The 22,421-nt window shown below is 72.8% G+C and carries 22 protein-coding genes; 7 read left to right on the top strand and 15 right to left on the bottom strand.

Annotated elements, in window-relative coordinates:
* The first annotated feature begins 117 nt into the window (after positions 1-117).
* Genes K6I33_RS11775 through K6I33_RS11765 form a run of 3 tightly spaced genes read left to right on the top strand, consistent with a single transcriptional unit; the run spans position 118 to position 2,688 of the window.
* The gene (locus tag K6I33_RS11775) at positions 118-1,032 is read left to right on the top strand and encodes an ABC transporter permease (protein WP_229350705.1); all 915 of its coding nucleotides are present in this window, start codon (positions 118-120) and stop codon (positions 1,030-1,032) included.
* A complete protein-coding gene (locus K6I33_RS11770; RefSeq protein ID WP_229350703.1) occupies positions 1,029-1,940 on the top strand; it encodes an ABC transporter ATP-binding protein in 912 nt (303 codons plus the stop codon). The genes K6I33_RS11775 and K6I33_RS11770 overlap by 4 nt, the downstream gene beginning before the upstream one ends.
* Before the next feature lie 28 nt (positions 1,941-1,968).
* Positions 1,969-2,688 (top strand): ABC transporter permease subunit, encoded by a 720-nt coding sequence (locus K6I33_RS11765; RefSeq protein ID WP_229350711.1) that lies wholly within the window; start codon positions 1,969-1,971, stop codon positions 2,686-2,688.
* Between the two features lie 21 nt (positions 2,689-2,709).
* Here the strand turns inward: K6I33_RS11765 and K6I33_RS11760 are convergent, their stop codons facing one another.
* The 3 genes from K6I33_RS11760 to K6I33_RS11750 form a co-directional block, all read right to left on the bottom strand.
* Positions 2,710-3,645: an aminoglycoside phosphotransferase family protein gene (locus K6I33_RS11760; RefSeq protein ID WP_229350701.1), complete on the bottom strand. Its 936-nt coding sequence runs from the start codon at positions 3,643-3,645 to the stop codon at positions 2,710-2,712.
* Between the two features lie 120 nt (positions 3,646-3,765).
* Entirely contained in the window at positions 3,766-5,073 is a 1,308-nt protein-coding gene (locus K6I33_RS11755; protein ID WP_374284107.1) for a CynX/NimT family MFS transporter, read from the bottom strand.
* 86 nt (positions 5,074-5,159) lie between these two features.
* Positions 5,160-5,870 carry a FadR/GntR family transcriptional regulator gene (locus tag K6I33_RS11750; protein ID WP_229350699.1) on the bottom strand — a complete coding sequence of 237 codons (711 nt, stop codon included), beginning with the start codon at positions 5,868-5,870 and terminating at the stop codon, positions 5,160-5,162.
* Between the two features lie 96 nt (positions 5,871-5,966).
* Here K6I33_RS11750 and K6I33_RS11745 point away from each other — a divergent pair, with 96 nt between their 5' ends.
* The gene (locus tag K6I33_RS11745; RefSeq protein WP_374284105.1) at positions 5,967-6,761 is read left to right on the top strand and encodes a rhomboid-like protein; all 795 of its coding nucleotides are present in this window, start codon (positions 5,967-5,969) and stop codon (positions 6,759-6,761) included.
* Here the strand turns inward: K6I33_RS11745 and K6I33_RS11740 are convergent.
* From K6I33_RS11740 to K6I33_RS11700, 9 genes are all read right to left on the bottom strand, one after another.
* On the bottom strand, positions 6,703-7,515 hold the full coding sequence (locus K6I33_RS11740; RefSeq protein ID WP_229350696.1) for an HAD family hydrolase: 813 nt from the start codon (positions 7,513-7,515) through the stop codon (positions 6,703-6,705). The genes K6I33_RS11745 and K6I33_RS11740 overlap by 59 nt on opposite strands.
* The gene (gene serS / locus K6I33_RS11735; protein WP_229350694.1) at positions 7,512-8,789 is read right to left on the bottom strand and encodes a serine--tRNA ligase; all 1,278 of its coding nucleotides are present in this window, start codon (positions 8,787-8,789) and stop codon (positions 7,512-7,514) included. The genes K6I33_RS11740 and serS overlap by 4 nt, the downstream gene beginning before the upstream one ends.
* Before the next feature lie 578 nt (positions 8,790-9,367).
* Positions 9,368-10,306: a prephenate dehydratase gene (gene pheA / locus K6I33_RS11730; RefSeq protein ID WP_229350692.1), complete on the bottom strand. Its 939-nt coding sequence runs from the start codon at positions 10,304-10,306 to the stop codon at positions 9,368-9,370.
* Between the two features lie 84 nt (positions 10,307-10,390).
* Positions 10,391-11,875 carry an iron uptake transporter deferrochelatase/peroxidase subunit gene (efeB, locus tag K6I33_RS11725; protein WP_229350689.1) on the bottom strand — a complete coding sequence of 495 codons (1,485 nt, stop codon included), beginning with the start codon at positions 11,873-11,875 and terminating at the stop codon, positions 10,391-10,393.
* Positions 11,875-13,947, bottom strand: a complete 2,073-nt coding sequence (locus tag K6I33_RS11720; RefSeq protein ID WP_229350687.1) for a FixH family protein — start codon at positions 13,945-13,947, stop codon at positions 11,875-11,877. Before K6I33_RS11720 ends, efeB begins: the two co-directional genes overlap by 1 nt.
* 7 nt (positions 13,948-13,954) lie before the next feature.
* Positions 13,955-14,452, bottom strand: coding sequence for a copper chaperone PCu(A)C (locus K6I33_RS11715; protein ID WP_229350685.1), 498 nt, complete (start codon positions 14,450-14,452; stop codon positions 13,955-13,957).
* Positions 14,452-15,102 carry an SCO family protein gene (locus tag K6I33_RS11710; RefSeq protein WP_229350683.1) on the bottom strand — a complete coding sequence of 217 codons (651 nt, stop codon included), beginning with the start codon at positions 15,100-15,102 and terminating at the stop codon, positions 14,452-14,454. Before K6I33_RS11710 ends, K6I33_RS11715 begins: the two co-directional genes overlap by 1 nt.
* A 104-nt stretch (positions 15,103-15,206) precedes the next feature.
* Entirely contained in the window at positions 15,207-15,977 is a 771-nt protein-coding gene (locus K6I33_RS11705) for a YcnI family protein (protein WP_229350681.1), read from the bottom strand.
* 112 nt (positions 15,978-16,089) lie between these two features.
* Positions 16,090-16,890, bottom strand: coding sequence for a hypothetical protein (locus K6I33_RS11700; RefSeq protein WP_229350679.1), 801 nt, complete (start codon positions 16,888-16,890; stop codon positions 16,090-16,092).
* A 217-nt stretch (positions 16,891-17,107) separates the two neighbouring features.
* Here K6I33_RS11700 and K6I33_RS11695 point away from each other — a divergent pair, with 217 nt between their 5' ends.
* Positions 17,108-17,587, top strand: coding sequence for an ATP-binding protein (locus tag K6I33_RS11695; protein ID WP_189455401.1), 480 nt, complete (start codon positions 17,108-17,110; stop codon positions 17,585-17,587).
* Between the two features lie 88 nt (positions 17,588-17,675).
* Here the strand turns inward: K6I33_RS11695 and K6I33_RS11690 are convergent, their stop codons facing one another.
* Positions 17,676-17,927, bottom strand: coding sequence for an SCO4226 family nickel-binding protein (locus tag K6I33_RS11690; protein WP_229350677.1), 252 nt, complete (start codon positions 17,925-17,927; stop codon positions 17,676-17,678).
* A gap of 190 nt (positions 17,928-18,117) precedes the next feature.
* Between K6I33_RS11690 and K6I33_RS11685 the strand changes: the two genes are divergently transcribed.
* A complete protein-coding gene (locus K6I33_RS11685; RefSeq protein WP_229350674.1) occupies positions 18,118-19,008 on the top strand; it encodes a LysR family transcriptional regulator in 891 nt (296 codons plus the stop codon).
* 45 nt (positions 19,009-19,053) lie between these two features.
* Positions 19,054-19,305: a 4-oxalocrotonate tautomerase DmpI gene (dmpI, locus tag K6I33_RS11680; RefSeq protein WP_275126686.1), complete on the top strand. Its 252-nt coding sequence runs from the start codon at positions 19,054-19,056 to the stop codon at positions 19,303-19,305.
* A 111-nt stretch (positions 19,306-19,416) separates the two neighbouring features.
* On the opposite strand, the gene K6I33_RS11675 is transcribed toward dmpI, so the two are convergent.
* Both K6I33_RS11675 and K6I33_RS11670 read right to left on the bottom strand, forming a co-directional pair.
* Positions 19,417-20,874: an aminopeptidase P family protein gene (locus tag K6I33_RS11675; protein ID WP_374284098.1), complete on the bottom strand. Its 1,458-nt coding sequence runs from the start codon at positions 20,872-20,874 to the stop codon at positions 19,417-19,419.
* A gap of 75 nt (positions 20,875-20,949) precedes the next feature.
* On the bottom strand, positions 20,950-22,421 hold a 1,472-nt coding region (locus K6I33_RS11670; RefSeq protein ID WP_229350668.1), incomplete at its 5' end, for a PP2C family protein-serine/threonine phosphatase.

Here is a 22,421-nt window from a genome sequence, read left to right as displayed (position 1 = left end):
CCCCCGGAGCCCCCGGCACTCCCGGCGCGCCGGCCCAGGCGCCCGCGTGGGGCGCCGGCTGGCAGCAGAAGCAGAAGAAGAGCGACAAGCGCGCGCAGCAGAACGGAGGCACCGTCGATGCCGCCTGAGACCACGACGGCACCGGGGCGCGGCCACCGCTCCCAGGACGTCATCCACAACATCGGCTACCGCGACTACAGCGGCCCCCGCCTCGGCCGCGCCTACGCCCGGCGCTCGCTGTTCTCCCAGAGCCTGCGCGGCGCCTACGGCCTCGGCCGGTCGGCGAAGTCCAAGGTGCTGCCGATGATCCTCTTCGGCGTGATGTGCCTCCCGGCCGCGATCGTGGTCGCCGTCGCCGTCACCACGAAGATGAACCGGCTGCCCATGGAGTACACGCGCTACGCGATCTACCTCCAGGCGGTCATCGGCCTCTACCTGGCCGCGCAGGCCCCCCAGTCGGTCTCGCGGGACCTGCGGTTCAAGACCGTGCCGCTGTACTTCTCCCGCCCGATCGAGCGCGTCGACTACGTCGTCGCCAAGTTCGCGGCGATGGCCTCGGCGCTGTTCGTCCTGACGGCCACCCCGCTGCTGATCCTCTACGTGGGTGCCCTGCTCGCCAAGCTGGACTTCGCCGAACAGACGAAGGGCTTCGCCCAGGGGCTGGTCTCCGTGACCCTGCTCTCGCTCCTCTTCGCAGGCATCGGCCTGGTCGTCGCCGCGCTCACCCCGCGCCGGGGCTTCGGCGTCGCGGGCGTCATCGCCGTACTGACGATTCCCTATGGCGCGGTCACCACCGTCCAGGGAATCGCCCTGGCCAGCGACAACCCCTCGCTCGTCAGCTGGCTCGGCCTCTTCTCCCCGATCACCCTCATCGACGGCGTCCAGACGGCGTTCCTCGGCGCCACCAGCGCCTTCCCCGAAACCCATGGCCCCGGCACGGGCGCGGGCGTCGTCTATCTCGCCGTGCTCCTCGGTGTGATCGCCGGCTCCTACGGCCTCCTGATGAGCCGCTACCGAAAGGCCGGGCTGTGACGACCATCCACATCGACAACGTCTCCCGCTGGTTCGGGAACGTCGTCGCCGTCAACGACGTGTCCATGTCCGTCGCCCCCGGCGTCACCGGGCTGCTCGGCCCCAACGGAGCGGGCAAGTCCACTCTCATCAACATGATGGGTGGTTTCCTCGCGCCCTCGACCGGAACGGTCACGCTCGACGGCGAGCCGATCTGGCGCAACGAGCGGATCTACCGCCACATCGGCGTCGTCCCCGAGCGCGAGGCGATGTACGACTTCCTGACCGGCAAGGAGTTCGTGCTGGCCAACGCCGAGCTCCACGGGCTGGGCGCGAAGGAGGCCCAACGCGCCCTCGCCACGGTCGAGATGGAGTACGCGCAGGACCGCAAGATCGCCACATACAGCAAGGGCATGCGGCAGCGCGTGAAGATGGCCTCCGCGCTCGTCCACGAGCCGTCCGTGCTCCTCCTCGACGAGCCCTTCAACGGCATGGACCCGCGCCAGCGGATGCAGCTGATGGATCTGCTGCGGGCCATGGGCGACGAGGGCCGGACCGTGCTGTTCTCCTCCCACATCCTGGAGGAGGTCGAGCAGCTCGCCGCCCATATCGAGGTCGTGGTCGCCGGCCGGCACGCCGCGTCGGGCGACTTCCGCAAGATCCGCCGGCTGATGACGGACCGACCGCACCGCTATCTCGTACGGTCGAGCGACGACCGTGCCCTGGCCGCCGCGCTCATCGCCGACCCGTCGACCGCGGGCATCGAGGTGGACGTCCAGGAGGGCGCTCTGCGCGTCCAGGCCGTCGACTTCACCCGCTTCACCGAACTCCTGCCGCGCGTGGCCCGCGCGCACGGCATCCGGCTCCTGACGGTCTCGCCCTCCGACGAGTCCTTGGAATCGGTCTTCTCCTACCTCGTCACGGCCTGAAAGGAGGCTCACGATGGCACTCCACCAGATCTACCACCCGACCGTCGCCCGGCTGACCTACCGGGGCCTCCTCGGCCGCCGCCGCGCCGCCGTCCTCTTCGCCCTGCCCGCCCTGCTGCTGGCGATCTCGATCGCCATCCGGGCGCTGAGCGGCGCGGACGACGAGACCGCCGCCAATGTCCTGGGCGGCTTCGCGCTGGCCACGATGGTCCCGCTCATCGGTGTGATCGCCGGTACGGGCGCGATCGGCCCGGAGATCGACGACGGATCCGTCGTCTACCTCCTGGCCAAGCCCGTCAAACGGCACGTCATCATCGTCACCAAGCTGATCGTCGCGATCGGCGTCGCCATCGCCTTCTCGGCGGTCCCCACGCTCATCGCCGGGTTCGTGCTCAACGGCAACAGCCAGCAGATCGCCGTGGCCTACGCCGTCGCCGCCGCGGTCGCCTCCGTGGCCTACAGCGCGATCTTCCTCTTCCTGGGGACGGTCACCCGGCACGCGGTCATCGCCGGTCTCGTCTACGCCCTCGTCTGGGAGTCGCTGTTCGGCAGCCTCATCCCGGGAGCGCGGACGCTCAGCGTGCAGCAGTGGGCGCTGGCGCTGGCCCAGCGGATCGCCGCGGAGGGGGCGATCACCGCCCAGGTGTCGCTGCCCCTGGGGCTGACGCTGCTGGTCGTCGCGACCGTGGCCGGTACGTACTTCGCGGCGCGCAAGCTGCGGGCGCTGACGCTGGCCGGGGAGGAGTAGGGAGCGCTCCGGCAGCGGGCCTCACACCCGCAGCGCCCTCGCGACGGCGATCTGCTCCGGCTGAAGGCGGGTCTCGCCGTCCTCCACGTCCCACAGGGAGTTCTGGAGGACCCGGGCGAGAGTCCAGCGCGCCGCACGCTCGCGGTCCAGGCCCAGCAGGTCCGTCATGAGGTCGAAGCGCCGGCGCACCGCCCGGGTCACGTCACCGGTGGCGACGATGTCGTCCCAGCGGTTGTCCAGAGCCGGCATCAGATCGAAGCCCGGGTCGCCCACCAGCGGCTTGGGGTCGATCGCCAGCCACGCGCCCCTGTCCGTACCGGGCAGGGGCGCGAGCACGTTCTCGTAGTGCAGGTCCCAGTGCAGCAGCCGGTCGCCCGGCTCGCCGGCGACCTCCCGGACGGCGGCCGCGCAGTCCAGCAGCAGGGCGCGCTCGGCCGCGTCGGACAGGGCGGGCAGCGCCCGCGGCACGTCCGCCAGCATGGCCTCCGCCACCTCGCCCAGCGTCCGCATCCCGGCCGGTACGGGCGCCTTCAGCAGCCGTCCCAGCAGCTCCGTCAGCGACAGCAGCGCCGCCTCCGCGTCCGGGACGTCCTGGAGCGAGCGGCCGGCGTCCAGCCGCTCCAGCAGCATCGTGCCGGACTCCGGGTCGTGGCCGAGGAGTTCGACCGCTCCCGCGCCCGCCCAGGCCCGCAGCGCCGGTGCCTCACCGGCGCTCTCCTCGGTGACCGGCTGGAGCTTCAGCGCGGCGGGGGAGCCGTCCGCACGCCGTACGGGCAGGACGAGCGCCACCATGCCGTGTGCCGCCGGGCCGTCCACGCGCAGCCGCCAGCGGTCGAGGAAGTCCGCCGCCAGGTCCGGCAGCGCGGCGATCCACTCGGGGCCGCCCTCGCCCTCGGACGCGTCGTCGTGGTACTCGACCAGGCGGGCCGGGACGGTGATCCGGGATGCTGCGCGCATGACGGCGGATTCCTCCTGCGAACTGCGACGGCGATCGGCGTTCGCCGATCGACGAACTGCGATCGGCGAACGGGGGAGTGGAGGGGCGGCGCGGGGCCGCCCCTCCACTCCCCCAACGCCTCAGATCTTCCGATCGCGCCCGGCGCCCAGCCCGAGGAAGAGCAGCGCCGCGCAGGCGACGAGGAGCAGCGAGACCGGCAGCGTCCAGCTGTCCGTCGTCCCGTACACCCAGCCGATCGCGAACGGGCCGACAGAGGCGAGCAGATAGCCCCACGTCTGGGCCATGCCCGACAGCCGGGAGGCCGTGTGCGCGTCGCGGGTGCGCAGCACCATGAACGTCAGGGCCAGGCCCAGCAGTCCGCCCTGGGCCACGCCCATGAGCGTCGCCCACACCCACGCGCCCGCCACGGGGGCGATCAGCAGGCCGGTGACGCCCGCCGCCATCAGGGCCACCACGGCGACCACCGGTACGCGCTGGTCGCGCATCCGGCCCGCGATCAGCGGCACGACGAACGAACCGGCCATCTGCACCAGCGTGTAGAACGCGTAGACCAGACCGGCCTCGCCCTTGCTCATCCCGTGGTCGGTGAAGATCGTCGGCATCCAGGCGATGCACACGTAGGCGATCAGCGACTGGGTGCCCATCATCAGCGTGACCTGCCAGGCCAGCGGCGACCGGGTGAGCCGGGGGCCGTCGTCCGGCAGGTCGGCGGGCCGGCCGGCGGGTGCGTCCGTCCGGGCCGCGTCGCGCCGGGTGAGGACCGCCTGCGGCAGCCAGACGAGGGCCGCCACGGCGGCGAGCAGCGCCCAGGAGGCCAGCGAGCCCCGCCAGCCGCCCAGGGCGTTCTCCAGCGGCACGGACAGCGCGGCCGAGCCCGTGGCGCCGAGGATCAGCGTGGTGGAGTAGAGCGCGGTCATGCTCGCGGCGCGGTCCGGGAAGTCCCGCTTGACCAGGCCCGGCATCAGCACGTTCAGCAGGGCGATCGCGGTGCCGACGAGCGCGCAGCCCACGAACAGCGCCACGACGGGCGGCGCGACGCGCAGCAGGATGCCCCCGCACAACAGCACGAGCGCGCCGCACAGCACGGCCTCCGTGCCGAAGCGCCGGGCGAGCCGGGGCGCGGCGATCGAGCCGAGGCCCATGAAGACCAGCGGGATCGTGGTCACCAGGCTGCTCATGGCCGCCGAGAGATGGAAGTGGCCGCCTATCTCGCCCATGAGCGGCGAGACCCCGGCGAGCGCCGCCCGCATGTTCAGCGAGGCGAGCACGATGCCGAGCATGGCGAACGCGGGGTGGGCGAGGGCGCCCCGCCGGGCGGGCGAGCCGACCGGCTCCGTACGGGCCGGCGCCGTGTCGGCCGGCGCTGTGTCGGCCGGCGCTGTGCCGTCCGGCGCTATGTCGGGGGTGTCGGACCTCGTTTCGGACAAGGGGGTGCCTCCAGGGGTGGTGCGAGGAAATGCCGGGGCGGTCGGCTCCCGGTGAGGTGAGGTGAGGTGAGGCTCGGACGCGCGCGTCAGCTCTCGGTGAGCAGGGACTCGACGGCCTGTTTGGGGCGCTCGAGCAGGGTCCGGGCGGCGCGGGCGGCCGCGTCGGGGTCGCCGGAGGCGATGGCCTCCATGAGGGCGTGGTGGTCGCCGTGGACGATGCGCGGCATGTCGCGGTCGTCGAGGGCGGTGACCAGCGCCTCGCGCACCGAGCTGCTGAACCAGGTGTACGTGGCCGTCAGGGCGCTGTTGTGCGCGGCCTCCACGACAGCCCGGTGGAACTCCACGTCGTGGTCCGCGTACAGCTCCAGATTGCCGGAGTCGGGCTGGCCGTCGGGGTCCTCGAAGGCCGTCTGGGCGTCGAGCGCGGCGCGCATCCGCTCCAGGTCGGCGGGCTCGTGGCGGAGCGCCGCGAGCCGGGCGGCCTCGGCCTCCAGGGCGATGCGCAGCTCCAGGACGTCACGCACTCCGGCGCGCCGCAGTCCGCGCATCACCTCGGCGGGGTCGGCCGTGGAGACCACGAAGGTGCCCTCGCCCTGCCGGGAGCGGAGCATCCCGGCGTGCACGAGGACGCGGACGGCCTCGCGGACCGTGTTGCGGCCGACCTTCAGCTGCTCGGCGAGGGCGTGCTCGGTCGGGATGCGCTCCCCGACCCGCCATTCGCCGGCGGCCACCTGGGCGCGCAGCTGTTCCACGACGGTGTCCACGAGGGACTGGCGTCCCGCCGCTCGCAGTGCCATCTGTCCTCCGGACGGGCTCTGTGACGTTCCTGATTCAACCGGTTGCCCAGTCATCCTACAACTGCGCTGCGAGGACTCCCGGGCTACCGTCTAAGGGTGGTAGTCGACGGGATACGTTCCTGGGTCCGTTCCTCGCCCGGCACGCACATCTGGCTGCTGATCATCGGCATCACCAGCCTCGTCATCGCGTCGGCGAGCGAGGGCCTGGAGGCGTTCCTCCTCCACCGCACCAGCAGCAACATCCACGAGCTCAACAAGCATCCGCTGGAGTCCCTGCTGATCAGCGGCTTCTGGATCGTGAGCCCGTCGTCGTTCGCCCTCTACGCCGTGCTGTTCGAGCTCTTCCACGCCAACGTCGAGCGCTGGCTGGGCACCCTGCGCTGGCTGTGCGTGGTGGCGGTCGCCCATGTCGCGGCGACGCTGATCAGCCAGCAGATCCTGCTGCGGGCGATCGAGAGCCACTCGGCGCCGCGCTCGATGAAGCACGTCGTCGACATCGGCGTCTCCTACGGGCTCGCCGGGGCCGTCGGCGTTCTCACCTATCGCGTCCCGAGGCCGTGGCGCTGGCTCTACCTCGTGGGAGCGGTGGCCTTCTTCGCCGTGCCGCTGCTGACCGGCGGCACGTTCACCGACATCGGCCACGCGATCGCCCTGGGGCTGGGCCTGGCCTGCTGGTCGCTGACCCGGGACCGGCCGCCCTGGCGCTGGGACCCCGGCCGGGCCCGCCGGGCCGCGCTGGAGGCGGCCGGGACGGCCAGACAGGCGGCTGAGGCAGCCAGACAAGCGGCCGGGACGGCCAGGCAGGCCGCAGGAGCGGCCAAGGACGCGGCGCTCAGCCGAAGAGACGCTCCAGGACGACCGCGATCCCGTCCTCCTCGTTCGAGGCGGTGACATCGTCCGCCACGGCCTTGAGCTCCGGGTGGGCGTTGGCCATGGCGACGCCGTGGGCGGCCCAGCCGAACATCGGGACGTCGTTGGGCATGTCGCCGAACGCGATCGTGTCGGCGGCCTTGACGCCCAGCCGGCGTGCGGCGAGCGACAGGCCCGTGGCCTTGCTCAGGCCCAGCGGCAGCAGCTCGACTATCCCCGAGCCGGCCATCGTCACGCCGACGAAGCCGCCCGCGGCCGCCCGCGCGACCTCCGCCAGGGCGTCGTCGTCGAGGGTGGGGTGCTGGAGGTAGACCTTGTTGAGCGGAGCGGCCCACAGCTCGCTCGCCTCGTTGATCGGAACGACCGGGAGCGGCCCCTCCTGGAGGCGGTAGCCGGGGCCGACCAGGATGTCGCCGTCCATGCCGTCACGGCTGGCGGCCAGCCGCAGCGGACCGACCTCGGCCTCGATCTTGGCGAGCGCCAGCGCGGCCAGCTGCCGGTCGAGCGTCACGGACGTCAGCAGTCTGTGCTCGCCCGCGTGGTAAACCTGCGCGCCCTGACCGCAGACCGCGAGGCCCCGGTAGTCCAGCGCGTCGAGGATGTGCCGGGTCCAGGCGACGGTGCGCCCGGTGACGACGATGTGCGCGGCGCCCGCCGCCGTGGCCGACGCGAGGGCCGCGCGGGTGCGCTCCGAGACGGTGTCGTCGGAGCGCAGCAGCGTGCCGTCGAGGTCGGTCGCGATCAGACGGAACGGCGGCGGGACCGGGGGCGTCACTTGGCGGTGGGCTCCAGGACCTCACGGCCGCCCAGGTACGGGCGGAGGACCTCGGGCACGCGCACCGAGCCGTCGGCCTGCTGGTGGTTCTCCAGCAGCGCCACGATCGTGCGCGGCACGGCGCACAGGGTGCCGTTGAGCGTCGCCAGCGGACGGACGTTCTTGCCCTCGCGCACCCGGACGGACAGCCGGCGCGCCTGGAACTCGTCGCAGTTGGACGTGGACGTCAGCTCGCGGTACTTGCCCTGGGTCGGGATCCAGGCCTCGCAGTCGAACTTGCGGGAGGCCGAGGAGCCGAGGTCACCGGTGGCCGTGTCGATCACGTGGAAGGGCAGCTCCAGGCTGGTCAGCCACTGCTTCTCCCACTCCAGCAGGCGGGCGTGCTCGGCCTCGGCCTCCTCCGGGAGGACGTACGAGAACATCTCGACCTTGTCGAACTGGTGGACGCGGAAGATGCCCCGGGTGTCCTTGCCGTACGTACCGGCCTCGCGGCGGAAGCACGGGGAGAAGCCCGCGTAGCGCAGCGGCAGCTGCTCCGCGTCGAGGATCTCGTCCATGTGGTACGCGGCGAGCGGGACCTCGGAGGTGCCCACCAGGTAGAAGTCGTCCTTCTCCAGGTGGTAGACGTCCTGCGCGGCCTGGCCGAGGAAGCCGGTGCCCTCCATGGCGCGCGGCTTGACCAGCGCGGGCGTGAGCATCGGCGTGAAGCCGGCGGCGGTGGCCTGGGCGATCGCGGCGTTGACGAGGGCGAGCTCCAGCAGCGCGCCGACACCCGTCAGGTAGTAGAAGCGGGAGCCGGACACCTTGGCGCCGCGCTCGACGTCGATGGCGCCCAGCGCCTGGCCGAGCTCCAGGTGGTCCTTGGGCTCGAAGCCCTCCGCGGCGAAGTCGCGGGGGGTGCCGACGGTCTCCAGGACGACGAAGTCGTCCTCGCCGCCGCGCGGGATGTCGGGGTGGACGATGTTGCCGATCCGGAGCAGCAGGCGCTGCGCCTCGGCGGCGGCCTCGTCCTGCTCGGCGTCGGCGGCCTTGACGGCGGCGGAGAGCTCGCCGGCCTTCTTCAGCAGCTCGGCCTTCTCGTCGCCGGTGGCCTTGGGGATGAGCTTGCCGAGCGCCTTCTGCTCGGAGCGGAGCTCGTCGAAGCGGACGCTGGACGACCTGCGCCGTTCGTCGGCGGAGAGCAGCGCGTCGACGACGTCGACGTCCTCTCCACGGGCGCGCTGGGACGCGCGCACACGGTCGGGGTCCTCACGGAGCAGGCGAAGGTCAATCACCCCTCCAGGCTACCGTTGTGCGCTGCGGTTGCTCGACGCGATATTCCCTTTGGTTGTGATTTGTCCAACTCTGGGAATTCCGGAAAGCGGGGCGACGGGCTTGCCGTCGAGCCGTGAGGCCTTGTGGAAGACGGCAGTTGGCGGGAGTTGAGGGCCGTTGTTGTCCACAGGAGTGAGCGGTTCCGCTTCTTTGTCCACAGGGTGTGCGGGAAATCTGTGGATGTCGGAATCAGAGATTCCGTTTGATCTGTCATTCGTCAGAGTTTCATGAGGCAAACCCCTTACGGCCACCCTTTGGGGTGACGTTCACTCCCCCTAAAGGGTTGTTCGAGGCATTTCGACTGACGGATGGGCGGGAAGTGCGGGAATTGGTGGCTGTGGACGGCCGCGCCGGGTCGGCGGAGAGATTTGTCGACCATTGCCCGTTTCGTACGTTTTCCCGGAGTCTCGCTCTATCGACTTATCCCCAGGTCGAGAACGCCCTGTGGATAAGTCTGTGGGTAACCCTGTGGGAAACCCGGGGGCGGCCTGGGGACAACCGCTCAGGCAACCGCTCAGGCAATCGCCCGGACAACCGCTCAGGCCCGGCCGTCCTGGCAGCGTGCCAGCCAGTCCGCCGCCGCCACGAAGTCGCCGTCCGTCGTCCCCGGACGTTCGTCCGACCGCTCACCCGGGGCGACACCCGCACGCGGGTACGAACCGAGGAACCGTACCTCGGCACACGTCCGCTTCAGCCCCATCAGCGCCTCGGCCACCCGGCGGTCCGTGATGTGCCCCTCGCAGTCGACGGAGAAGCAGTAGCGCCCCATGCCCTCGCCGGTCGGCCGCGACTCGATCCGCATGAGGTTCACGCCCCGCACCGCGAACTCCTGGAGGTACTCCAGCAGCGCGCCCGGATGGTCGTCCCGCTGCCACATCACCAGCGACGTCCGGTCCGCCCCCGTCCGCGCCGCCGGCCGCGCCGGGCGGCCGACCAGGACGAAGCGGGTCTGGGCGTTCTCCGCGTCGTGGATGCCGGTGACGAGCGGCTCCAGCGCGTACGTCGCCGCCGCGAACTCCCCGGCGAACGCCGCGTCGTACCGGCCCTCGCGGACCAGCCGCGCGCCGTCCGCGTTGGACGCGGACGACTCCCACACCGCGTCCGGCAGGTTCGCCGCCAGCCACTTGCGCACCTGCGGCTGCGCGACCGGGTGACCGGTCACCGTCTTGATGTCCGCCAGCCGTGTGCCCGGGCGGACGAGGAGCGCGAAGGCGATCTCCAGCAGCACCTCGCGGTAGATCATCAGAGGTTCGCCGGTGGCGAGTTCGTCGAGGGTCGCGGTGACGCCGCCCTCGACCGAGTTCTCGATCGGTACGAGCGCGGCCGCAGCATCGCCGCAGCGCACCGCGTCGAGGGCGGCGGGCACGGAGACCATGGGGACCAGCTCGCGGGTGGCCGCCTCGGGGAGGGTGCGCAGGGCGGCCTCGGTGAACGTGCCCTCGGGGCCGAGGTAGGTGTAGCGGGTTGCCGACCTCATGGTTTTCCTCCGGAAGGGGCACGGAACGCTCGGCCGTCCACCCTACCGATCCCGGCTCCGAGGACGCCCCCCGGAGCCGGACGCTCACCCCTCCAGCAGGTGCTGGCCCACGTAGCCGCCTTCTTCGCAGCCGCCCGGGACGGCGAAGAGGGCGCTGGCCTCGTGGCGGAGGAAGCGGGAGAGCCCGTCGCCGCGGTCCAGCTTCCGCTGGACCGGGACGAAGCCCTTCAGCGGGTCCGCCTGCCAGGCGATGAACAGCAGGCCCGCGTCCGGGGCGCCGTCGTCGAGGAAGCCGTCGTGGTAGGAGAACGCGCGCCGCAGCATCGCCGCGCCGCGGTTGTTGGCCGGGGCCGCCACCCGGATGTGGGCGTCGCCCGGGATGGCCAGCGCGCCGTCCGTGCCCATCTTCTCCAGGTCCACGCGGGTGGTCTCCGTACCGCCGGACAGCGGTGCGCCGTCCGCCTTCCGGCGGCCGATCACGCGCTCCTGGCGGTCGACCGACAGGTTGTCCCAGCTGTCCAGCAGCATCCGGATGCGCCGGACGACCGCGTACGAGCCGCCCGTCATCCAGGAATCCACGCCCTGCTGGTCGTCCGGCACGAAGATCTTCCGGGCGAAGTCGGAGCTCGACGGCTTCGGGTTGTTCGTCCCGTCGATCTGGCCCATCAGATTGCGGCCGGTCATCGGCTGCGCGGTCGCGCCGGGCGTGCGGTTGAAGCCGGTCATCTGCCAGCGCACCCGGGCCGAGCCCGCCGCCTCCTTCTGGAGCAGCCGCAGGGCGTGGAAGGCGACCAGCGCGTCGTCGGCGCCGATCTGCACCCACAGGTCGCCGTTGCTCCGCTTGCTGTCGATGGCGTCGGCGGTGAAGACGGGCAGCGGCTCCAGCGCGTCGGGCCGCCGGTCCGTCAGCCCGACGCGGTCGAAGAACGTGCGGCCGAAGCCGAAGGTGACCGTCAGGGACGACGGGCCCGCGTCCAGCGCGATGCCCAGATCGTCGCCCTGGGGCGCCCGGCCGGCCATCATCTCCGCCGCCGCCGAGGACCAGCGGCGCATCAGCGCGGCCGCGCCCTTGCGGTCGGTCCCGGCGGTGAGGTCGAAGGCGATCAGATGACCGTGCGCCTGCGCGGGCTGGATGATGCCCGACTGGTGGGTGCCGTGGAAGGGCGCGACGCCCGAGCCGACGTCGGACAGCGGCGTGGGCTTGCCGCGCACCGCTTCGGCCCCGGTGGCCCCCGCGACCCCGCCCACGATGAGCGCCGCCGCGCCGGCGGCGCCCGCCGTGCCCAGCAGCCGCCGGCGGGAGACCCCGTCGGCCGGTGCGCCGGGGGGGCCGGACGCCGCGGCGGTTCTCGCCGCGTCGCCGCCTCCGCCCCGGGTGACGGGGCCGTCCTTGGCGGGACTGCCGGTGCTCTTGTCGGGCCGCGTGCGGTCCTTCGACGGGCCGCCCGGTCCGGTGCCGGGGCGGGCCCCGGCGCTCTTCCCGGCGCGCTTGCCGCCCGCCTTGCCGCTGATCTCGCGTGCGTCGTCCCCGGCGACTCCGCCGGCCGTGGTGTCAGTCGTGTCAGCCATCAGATGATCTTCACGTTCTCGATCTCGGTGACCTGGTCGATGTCCGAGGTCCGTACGGTCAGGGACAGCTGCCAGTCGCCGGCCATGGGCAGCCGGAAATCCTTGGCTTTCCACAGTCCGGCGGACTGACGCTCCAGCGCGGCCCGCAGGGGACCGATCTGTTTTTCCTTCTCGGTCATGGACAGTGTCAGCTCCGGTACGTCCACAGGGCGCCCGGACGGGTCCGTCAGAGTGACGGTGAGGGTGTTGGCGCCCGTGCGGGCGGGGTCGACGGTCACGCGGGCCGTGCCCTTGCCGTTTGCGCCGCCCGTGTCGTAGGCGATCCGCACCTCGGCGGGCCGGGCCGCCGACGGCGCGGCCGTCCGGCCCGCCGCCGCCCGGCGCTGCTCGGTCTCGGCCCGGCCGGGCTGGGTGCCGGTGAGCGCGGTGGTGACGGCGAGCACGACGACGGCGACGCCCGCCTCGGCGAGGACGGAGCGGCGCAGCCCGGTGCGGCCGGTGTCCGCGTCCCGCGCGCGCCGCCCGGCGGCCTTCTCGCGCGCCGCCCGCTGCCGGGCGAGCTGCGCCGCCCGCACGGGATCGCCTGCCGGCACCTTGGGAGCCTCGGGGACGGCGGCATCCTTCGCACCGGCGTCCTTCGCACCGGACGCCGCGCCGGCCGCACCGGACGCCGCGTCGGCCGCACCGGACGCCGCGTCGGCGCCAGGGCCGGCCGCCGCCTTCGCGCCGGCGCCGGCCGTCGGCTTCGCGCCCGTGCCGGATGCCGGCTTCTTCCGGGCCGTCGCCCGCCTGGGCTCGGGCGCGTCCGCGAGCCGCCCCGTCCAGCGGCGGGACAGCAACGCGATGCCCACCATGACGACCACCAGCGCGGCCTTCACCAGCAGCCAGCGCCCGTACTCGGTGCCCGTCAGCGCGTCCCACGAACCGACCTGCCGCCAGGACTGGTAGAGCCCGGTCGCCACCAGCACGCAGACCGAGACGAACGCCGTCCGGGAGAACCGCGCGACCGCCGACCGCCGGATCCGTTCGCCCGACCACAGCGTGGCCAGCAGCGCCGCCAGCCCGCCCAGCCACACCGCGACGCCCAGCAGGTGCGCCACGTCCACCGGCATCGCCAGCCACGGCTGGAGGCCCGCCGACGCGTGCTCGGCCAGCGCCCAGGTCGCCGCGAGGCCGCCCGCGACGAGCGTGCCGCCGACGCCGAGCCCCCAGGCGATGTCCCGGCGGCGCCCGAGCGTCCGGTCGGGCGTCCGCCCGTCGTCCTCCTGGGCGTACGTGCCGAACAGCACCGCCAGGAACACCGCCGCCGCGCTCAGCAGCAGCAGACGCGACAGCAGCGCCGCCCCCGGCTTGGTGGACAACACGCCGCCCAGCAGCGACAGATCGAGGACGGAACCCATCCCCTTGCCGCTCGTGAAGGCACCCCGCAGCAGCAACAGCGCCACCGTCGAGACGAACAGCGTGATCCAGCCGCCCACCGCGACGCGCTGCACCGCCCGCGACGAACGGCACACCCCGGCGAAGACACAGCCGCCGACGAGCAGGACGAAGCCCGCGTACGCCGCGTACCGGCCGATCGCGTAGAAGGCCGCGACGGCCGGATCGGTCCGGGTGGCCGCCGAGTCGACGGTCACGGTCGTCTTCGAGGGCGCCCCGACCGAGAAGGTGAAGGCCCCGGCCACTGGGTGGCTGTCCGCCGAGACCGCCTGCCACGCCACCGTGTACGTGCCGTCGGCGATGCCGGCGCGCAGCGCGACGGTCGCGGTCCCGTTCCGTCCGCCGTCGTGCTGCGGCCTGCCCTGGTCGACGCGTTCGCCGCGCGGGTCGAGCACCCGCACCGAGTCGGGGCTGAGCAGCACCCCTTCGGAGAAGGTGAGGGTGACCCGCGCGGGCGCGGTGGCCACCACCGACCCGTCGGCGGGGTCGGTGGCGGTGAGCGCCGCGTGCGCGGACGCGGTGCCCGCGCCGAGGGTCAGCACGCACAACAGCGCGACGAGGAAGGTGCCGAGCAAGGTGCCGAGGAAGGCGCCGGGAAGCGACACCCCGCGTCGTACGGCGGTCGGGGTCCTCATCTCCGCGTCAGTCCTTGGGGCGGTACGACGCGCTCTCGACCGGCACCTTGATCTTGATCGGTGCCGAGGTGGCGAAGTGCAGGGTGAACTCGACCTTCTCGCCCGTCTGCGGCTTGTGGTCGAGCTTGCCCAGCATCAGGTGCGTACCGCCGCGCGACAGCGACAGCTTGCCCTTGGCGGGCACCTCCAGCTTCGCCGCGTGCTTCATCTGCGAGCCCTCGGTGGTGTGCATCGTGACGTCGGACGAGAGCGGGCTGGTGACCTTCACGAGCTGGTCGGCCTTGCCGCCGTCGTTCTCGACGGTGAAGTACGCGGCGGCCATGTCGGCCATCGCGGGCTGCGGCAGATAGGCGCCGCTGACGGAGAGTCCGGGCTTGCCGGAGGAGACGGACAGGCGGTCCTTCTCCGACTGGCAGCCGGTGATCAGCAGCAGCCCGCCGGCGAGGACGAGCGGCAGGGCGGTGGCGGTGGCGACGGTGGTCTTGTTCATCTTCTTCGGGCGCATCACGGGTTCTCCCCCTTGACGATCTTCGGGAGATCCTGGGCGTACTGGTCGGACGTGGTGGAAGCGGTGTAGATCCAGTGGCCGGCGTCGTCCTTCGGCGAGAAGCCGACGACCTCGGCGCCGTGGCTGACGGTCACGGAGCCGTCCTTCTCCTTCTTGGCGGGCTCGACGAGGATGCCCAGCGGCTTGGCGGCCGCCTGGATCGTGGCGAAGTCGCCGGTCAGGCCGACTATGTCCTGGCCGCCCTGGGCGTCGAGCCACTCACGGATCCGCTTGGGGGTGTCCCGCTCGGGGTCGGTGGTGACGAAGACGACCTGGAGCTTCTCCTGGTCGGCCTTGGGCAGCTTCTTCTCGGCGGCGGCGACGTCGGAGACGACCGTCGAGCAGACGTCGGGGCAGTAGGTGTAGCCGAAGTAGAGCAGGACGGGGCGGCCCTTGGTCTCCTTGACCAGCTCGTACTTCTTCTCGGACGTGTCCGTCAGGACCAGGTCCGGCTTGGCCTTGGGGGTGTCGAGGGTGATCGCCCCGGCCTTCTTCGGCTCGGCGGAGACATCGGCGGCGGGCTTGTCGCCGTCGCCCGAGCCGCCGCAGGCCGTCAGGGTGAGCGCGGCGGTCGCGGCGAGGACCGCGCCGAGGAACTTGGTGCGCATGGAGTATTTCTCCAGAGGTGGTCGGTCTCGCCGGGCCAGGGGCATGACGCCCCTCGGCCCGGCCTTCCGTGCTTCTCGCTTCTCGCTGTGCGGCGTCGCCGCCGTCAGGCGGCGGTGTCGCGGCGACGGCGCCCGGTGAGCACGCCGAAGGCGACGCCCGCCGCGCCGACGACGATGCCGACGACGCCGAGGACGCGGGCGGTGGTGTCGCCGCCGCCGTCGCTCTTCTCCTCGGCGGTGGCGGTCACCTTGTCGCTCTTCTCGTCCTTCGCGTCCTTGTCGCCCTTGGCGTCGTCGTGGTGGTGATCGCCCGCGCCACCCGTGGCGGCGCCCTTCGCGACGAGCTTGAGGACGGGAGCCGGGTGCTCCGGCTCCTCACCGCCCGGCTTGGAGGGGTCGATCCAGCGGACGACGTCGTCGTCGGAGTAGGTCTGGAGCGCCTTGAAGACGAGCTCGTCGGCGTCGGTCGGCAGCTGGCCGACGGACAGCGGGAACTGCTGGAACTGACCGGGCTCGATCTTGCCGCCGGTCCAGGTGACCTTGCTGACGGCCTCGTCGATCGACTTGCCGTGCATCTGCACCGGCTTGTCGAGCTTGGTCTTCTCGACCTTCACGTCCCACCCCGGCACGGCCTGCGGCATCACCGAGACCAGCGGGTGCTTGGGGTCGAGGGTGAGCTCCAGCTTCACCGTCGAGGCGTTGTCCTTCTCGTTGGGCACCTTGATGGCGATGGTGCTGTAGCCGCCCTTCTCGGCGGTGCCGGGCTGCACGCTCACGTGCGCGAAGGCGGGACCGGCGAACAGCAGCACTCCACCGGCGGTGACACCGGCGACGAGGGACGCACGGGCGGCACGGATACGACGGAATGAGGTCATGGGAAAACTCTCCACTGGCAGGAGTGAACGGAAGGGGAAGGCGCGCATGCGGTGACAGCGCGAAACACCCTTCCCCGCCCTGCCGGGTGGTGGAAAGCGATGCGTCGCGTCGTCAGGCCGCGAGGGCGAGGCGCGGCGGCCCCCGCCTGATCACGACGTGCCGCCACTCGGCCTGCCGCGCCGGACGCTCGTCCCGCGCGGCCGCCCGCCACCGGGGCACCGCGAGCGGCTCCGCGCCCAGCGCCCGGACGAACGGCAGCAGCGCGACGGCCAGCGCCCGGACGAGCGCGGACTCCGCGACACCGCGCGCCGACTCGGCCGACAGCCGCACCAGACGCCACAGCGCGGCCTCGCCGCGCCGCAGCAACCAGCCCAGGGCCAGGGCCGCGAGGAGATGCCCCAGCACCATGGCCGGGGAGGGCAGCAGGGCGTGGACGAACGAACCGGCGCCCGGACCGGCGCCACCGCCCGGCGCGGACGCGGCCGGGGTGTGTACGGCCGGGTCGAGCCCCGCGTTCGTGATCACCTGACGGGCCCGGTCGGCGGACATCGGCCGCTGGTCGCAGAGCAGCTGCCCGGCGAAGTCGATCAAGTGGCCGTCGCCGCCCGCCCGGTGGGCGGCCGCGGCGTCCGCGCCCCGCGTCCCGTGCTGTCCCAGCGCGAAGAGCGCGTGCAGCGCGAGCTGGCCCACGGCCAGCGCTGCCGCGATGCCCGGCAGCGAGCGCTCCCGCCCGGCCAGCGGCACGGCCACGGCGAGAACCGCCGCGCCCGCCGCGACCAGGGTCCACAGCGGCACCTTCGCGCAGGACGCCAGCACATGCCCGCCCGCGGACAGCACGACACAGACCGCGGTGAACACCGCGGCCCGGATCAGTCGCAGATCGGCGCCGGCGCGCGCGACGGGGAGAGGCATGGCCGCGCCATCATCCCACCGCCCTCACGGAATCCCTACGGCAGGGTGTCCGGCTCGTCCCCCGTGCCACGCCCGTCCACCGGCGCCCCGTCCCATACACGCCCCCACCCGTGCGGCGCGTCGGCCGAATGAGCGGTCTCACACAGCCGACAGGCTTATGCGGCGCGCCCCGTGGCTATAGGTATCGGTATGTCGAGCCGCAGCCAGGAGGCTGAGCATGAGCATTTGGTGGTCACTCCACTTGCGGCGCGAGGCCGCGAGCGTTCCGCTCGCCCGACGGCTGCTGATCGGTGCCATGGAAACGGCCGGCGTCGACCCCGAGACCTCGTACGACCTGGCCGTGGCGCTCAGCGAGGCCTGTGCGAACGCCGTCGAGCACGGCGGTGACGCCTCCACCGGCTATCGCGTGACGGCCCTCATCGACGGCGACACCTGTCGCATCGAGGTGACCGATTCCGGCCCCGGCTTCGCCGAACGCCCCCGGTCCCCGCGCCGCCACCCGGCCCGCGCGCACACCAGGACCCCGGCCGCCGTCCATGACGAGCACGGCCGGGGTCTTTTCCTGATCGCGTCCCTCACCGACCACGTCCGGGTCCGCAACCGGCCGGGCCGGGCCGGGGCGGTCGTCAGCTTCGACAAGATCCTCAAGTGGCGGGAGGGCGGCCCGGCGGCGGCCGCGTTGCTACGGGCCTCCTGACGCTCGGGAGACCTCTGCGCTCGGGAGACCTCCGCGCTCGGGAGACCTCCGCGTTCAGAAGATTTCCGCGTTCAGGAGATTTCCGCGTTCAGGAGACCTCCAGCGGCACCTCGTGGATCTCGGCGGCCGGGTGGCCCGCCCGCTCGTGGACGCGCTTGACCGCGTCCGCCGAGGGCGCCTCGGAGAGGCAGTAGACGGTCCCCGACCCCGGGTCCGCCCACGCGCGCTCGAAGCGCACGCCCTCCTCGCGCTCGATCGCCTGGTCGGCGCGGTGCGCGGTGGCCAGCTGGTCCTCGGTGATGCCCTGCATGCCGTGATGGACGTCCATGAACTTCGTCATGGCCCGGCACCTCCCTCGCTCGGGACGGCCCCTGAGACCATCATGCGCCCGTGACCGGCGCGGTCGCGTCCGGCAGGATCGGCCCCGTCGGGCCCTGCCCATGGACGTCGGCGCTCATCCGGGCCCGGCCACGACCTCGACGGGAGGTGTCCGGCGCCCGGCGACACCGGGAAAGGCTGGACGCGCGCCGATGGAACTCCGTCAGCTCCGCTACTTCGTCACCGTGGCCGAGGAGCTGCACTTCGGCCGGGCGGCCGAACGGCTGCACATCGTGCAGTCCGCCGTGAGCCAGCAGGTCCGCCGCCTGGAGCGCGAGCTGGGCGCCGAGTTCCTCGACCGGTCACCGCGCCATGTACGCCTCACCGCCGCGGGCGAACGCTTCCTGCCCGAGGCGCGGGCCGTGCTCGCCGCCGCCGACCGCGCCCGCGCCGTGGCCGCCGGCCTCGGCGACGCCCGCGCCGCCACCCTCCGTCTGGGCACCAGCGCCGGCCTCGGCGACCACCTGGACCGGGTGCTGGAGACCCTCGGCCGGCTCGCGCCCGGACTGGCCGTGGAACTGGTGTCGGCGCCCGCGCCGAGCCGGCTGGAACAGGTCGCCACGGGCGCCCTCGACGCCGCGTTCGTCCGCGGCACCGAGGAGCACCCCGGCGTCCGGCTGATACCCGTGTGGCAGGACCAGCTCGTCGTCGTGCTGCCCGCGCGCCACCCCCTCGCCGCCGCGCCCGACGTCGACCTCGCCGACCTGGCCGCGCTGCCCCTGCGCCTCAGCGAGCGGCGCAACAACCCGCCCCTGGTGGACCTCGTCGTCTCCGCCTGCCGGGACGCCGGGTTCACCCCGGTGCCCGGGCCGGGGGGTTCCCTCCAGGACACCCTGGCCGCCATCGGGGCCGCCGCGCCCCTGTGGACCGTGATCTACGCCTCGCACGCCCGGCAGCTGCGCACCGGCAGGGTGGCCTTCCTGCCCGTCCGCGGCCGGGGCCTGTCCCTCCCGGCGGCGCTCGCGGTGCACCCGGCCGCACCGCCCTCCTGCCTCGACGCCCTGCTGGAGGCGTGCGCGGGCACCGGCGATCACGATTCGTGATCGCTGCGGGCTCCGAGTGCTCCTGGTTCGGCGGACCGCCGCGCGATGGACTGGTTCCGCACCGGTGAACGACCCGGAACCACCGGGAACCACCGCCGACCGAGGAGGCATCCCATGCCCGTCGTGACCGTTCAGCAGGGCCCCCGCTCCATCGAGCTCAAGCGCGATCTGGTCCGGCGCATCACCGACGCGTTCGTCGACGCCTACCAGATCCCCGCCGAGGCCGTGCAGGTGTGGATCCAGGAGACCCCGGCGGAGAGCTGGGGCCAGGCCGGCACGCTGACCGCCGACAAGTAAGCCGACAAGTAAGCCGACAAGTAGGCGGAACGACCGAAGAGCCGCGGCCCCTCGGGGGAGGCCGCGGCTCTTCGGTCGTTCTCTCCGGTCGTTCTCTTCCGTCGTTCCGGCTCAGCCCTTCAGGCCGGCCATCCACGCCTCGACGTCGGCGGACGTGCGCGGCAGGGCGGCGGAGAGGTTCCGGTTGCCGTCCTCGGTGACGAGGATGTCGTCCTCGATGCGGACGCCGATGCCCCGGTACTCCTCGGGCACGGTCAGGTCGTCGGCCTGGAAGTACAGACCGGGCTCCACGGTCAGCACCATGCCGGGCTCCAGGACGCCGTCGACGTAGGTCTCCGTGCGGGCGACCGCGCAGTCGTGGACGTCCAGGCCGAGCATGTGGCCGGTGCCGTGGAGGGTCCAGCGGCGCTGGAGGCCCAGCTCCAGGACGCGCTCGACCGGGCCCTCGACCAGGCCCCACTCGACGAGCTTCTCGGCGAGGACGCGCTGGGCGGCGTCGTGGAAGTCGCGGTACTTGGCACCCGGCTTCACCGCCGCGATGCCGGCCTCCTGGGCCTCGTACACCGCGTCGTAGATCTTGCGCTGGAGCTCGGTGTACGTGCCGTTGATGGGCAGCGTGCGGGTGATGTCGGCGGTGTAGAGGCTGTGCGTCTCCACGCCGGCGTCGAGCAGCAGCAGGTCGCCGGAGCGGACCCGGCCGTCGTTGCGCACCCAGTGGAGGGTGGTGGCGTGGGGGCCGGCGGCGCAGATGGAGCCGTAGCCGATGTCGTTGCCCTCGACGCGGGCGCGGAGGAAGAACGTTCCTTCGATGTAGCGCTCGCTGGTCGCCTCGGCCTTGTCGAGAACCTTCACGACGTCCTCGAAGCCGCGGACGGTGGAGTCGACGGCCTTCTGGAGCTCGCCTATCTCGAAGACGTCCTTCACCAGGCGCTGCTCGCTGATGAAGACGCGCAGCTCCTCGTCGCGCTCGGCGGTGACCTTGTCGGTCAGGGCCGTCTCGACGCCGGCGTCGTGGCCGCGGACGACCCGGACCGGGCCGGCGGCCCCGGCGAGGGCGCCGGCCAGCTCGCGGACGTCGTGGGCGGGCACGCCCAGCAGCCGCTCGGCCTCGGTCAGGCTGTGGCGGCGGCCGACCCAGAGCTCGCCCTGGCCGTCCAGCCAGAACTCGCCGTTCTCGCGGTCGGAGCGGGGGAGGAGGTGGATCGTGGCCTCGTGGCCCTGCTCGCCGGTGGGCTCCAGGACGAGGACGCCGTCCTGGGTCTGGTCGCCGGTGAGGTAGACGTACTCGGTCGAGGCGCGGAAGCCGTACTCGGTGTCGTTCGAGCGGGTCTTCAGATTGCCCGCCGGGATCACCAGGCGCTCGCCCGGGAAGCGGGCCGAGAGCTCGGCGCGGCGCCGCGCGGTCTCGGCGGCCTGGGGTATCGGCCGCAGGTCGTGGAGCTCGGTGTCGGCCCAGCCGGACTTCATGTTGTCGGCGAGCTCGGCGGAGACGGACGGGTAGAGACCGTTCTTCCGCTGCTTGATCGGCTCGTCACCTTCAGGGTTTTCGGGTGCGGGCTGCTCGGTCACTGGCTTTCCTCCTCGAACGGGGCCGCTTTCCATCGTATGTGTGGGGGAATGCCCTCGAGAAGGTTGTGCGGCCCGTCACTCGAAGTGGGCCACCAGAAGCACGACGTCCTCCGCCGGGTCCGCCGGGCCGCCGTCCTCCGGCCGCGGTTCCGGCAGGACCGTGCGCAGCACGTGGTCCGCGATGGCCTCCGGGTCGCGCCGGGCGGACCGGGGCACGGTCGCCGCCGCCGAGCGCAGCCGGGTGAAGGCCCGGTCCATGCTGTCGCCGGTGCGGTGGAGCAGGCCGTCGCTGTAGAAGAGGAGCGTTTCTCCGGGTTCCGGTTCGATTTCCACGCTGGGCGCCTCCCAGCAGGCCAGCATGCCGAGCGGGGCCGAGAGCGAGGTCTCCACGTACTCGACCCGGCCGGGGCCGATGATCAGCGGTGAGCAGTGGCCCGCCCCGGCGACCACGACCTTTCTGCCCCGGCCCTCGCCCTGGGAGGTGCCGGCGGGCTCGCAGTAGGCGAAGAGGGCCGTCGCCGTGCGGGCGGGCTCGGTCAGTCTGAGCAGCAGCTCCAGGTCGGAGAGGACGGCGACCGGATCCTCGCCCTCCATCACGGCGTACGCGCGCAGGGAGGCCCGCAGCCGGCCCGTCGCGGCGATCGCCCCCGGGCCGGAATCGGTGATTCCGCCGATGGCGAGCCCCAGTGCGCCCTCGGGCAGCGGCAGCGCGTCGAACCAGTTCCCGCCGCCCCGCGGCCCGGTGCGGTGGCGGACGGCGAGGCTGATGCCGGGGACCCGGGGAAGCCGGCTGGGCAGCAGCTCCTCGCGGAGGGCGGCCACGGTGTCGCGGGCGCCGGTCAGCTCGATGAGCCGGGCCAGGTGCTCGGTGGCGTAGGCGCAGTAGAGCCCGGCCAGGTGGCGCTGGCGCTCGGTGGGCTCGGCGGGCTCGTCGTAGAGCCATACGGCCGCGCCGATGCGGCCCGCGCCGGGCGGCGCGTCCACGTCCGTGCCGGACGGCCCCGCCGCCGACTCCAGGGGGAGGGCGTAGCTGGCGGCGTAGCCGAGGCGGGCGGCGACCTCGCGGTACCGGGGGTCGAGGTCGTCCTCGCCGGGGATGTCGGGGTGGACCCTGCCGCTCCGGTCGCCCTCGGGCGGGAGGTCGTCGAGGAGCCGGACGTACGGGCCCGCGTAGGGGCCTGTGTACGCGTCGGCGGCGTACAGGCCGGGGGTCCTGGGGTCGTGGATCCTGTGGTCGTGGGTCCGGGGGTCGTGGGCCGGCGGGATGGTCTCGATGTGGCCGATGTCGGCGTGGCCGAGGCCCAGGCCGACGGTGACCGGGTGCCCGGTGCCGGAGTCGGGGTGGAGGGTGACGAGGCCGCGTCCGGCACCCACCAGGGAGGCCCCGGCGCGGAGCAGCTCGCGCAGGGCGGCGTCGAGATCGGCGGTGCGGCTGAGCCGCTCGGTCAGCTCGTGGAGCGTGGTCAGGTCGGAGACCCAGCCGGCGAGACGGTCCTGGAAGAGGGCCCCCGAAGCGGGGGAGGACGGCTCGGGAGCGGTGGGGGGAG

It is taken from the genome of Streptomyces sp. UNOB3_S3 (genome assembly GCF_020740895.1).
GTDB lineage: Bacteria > Actinomycetota > Actinomycetes > Streptomycetales > Streptomycetaceae > Streptomyces.
Note: the sequence above shows the minus strand (reverse complement) of the source record. Positions and strands in the feature narration are given on the sequence as shown.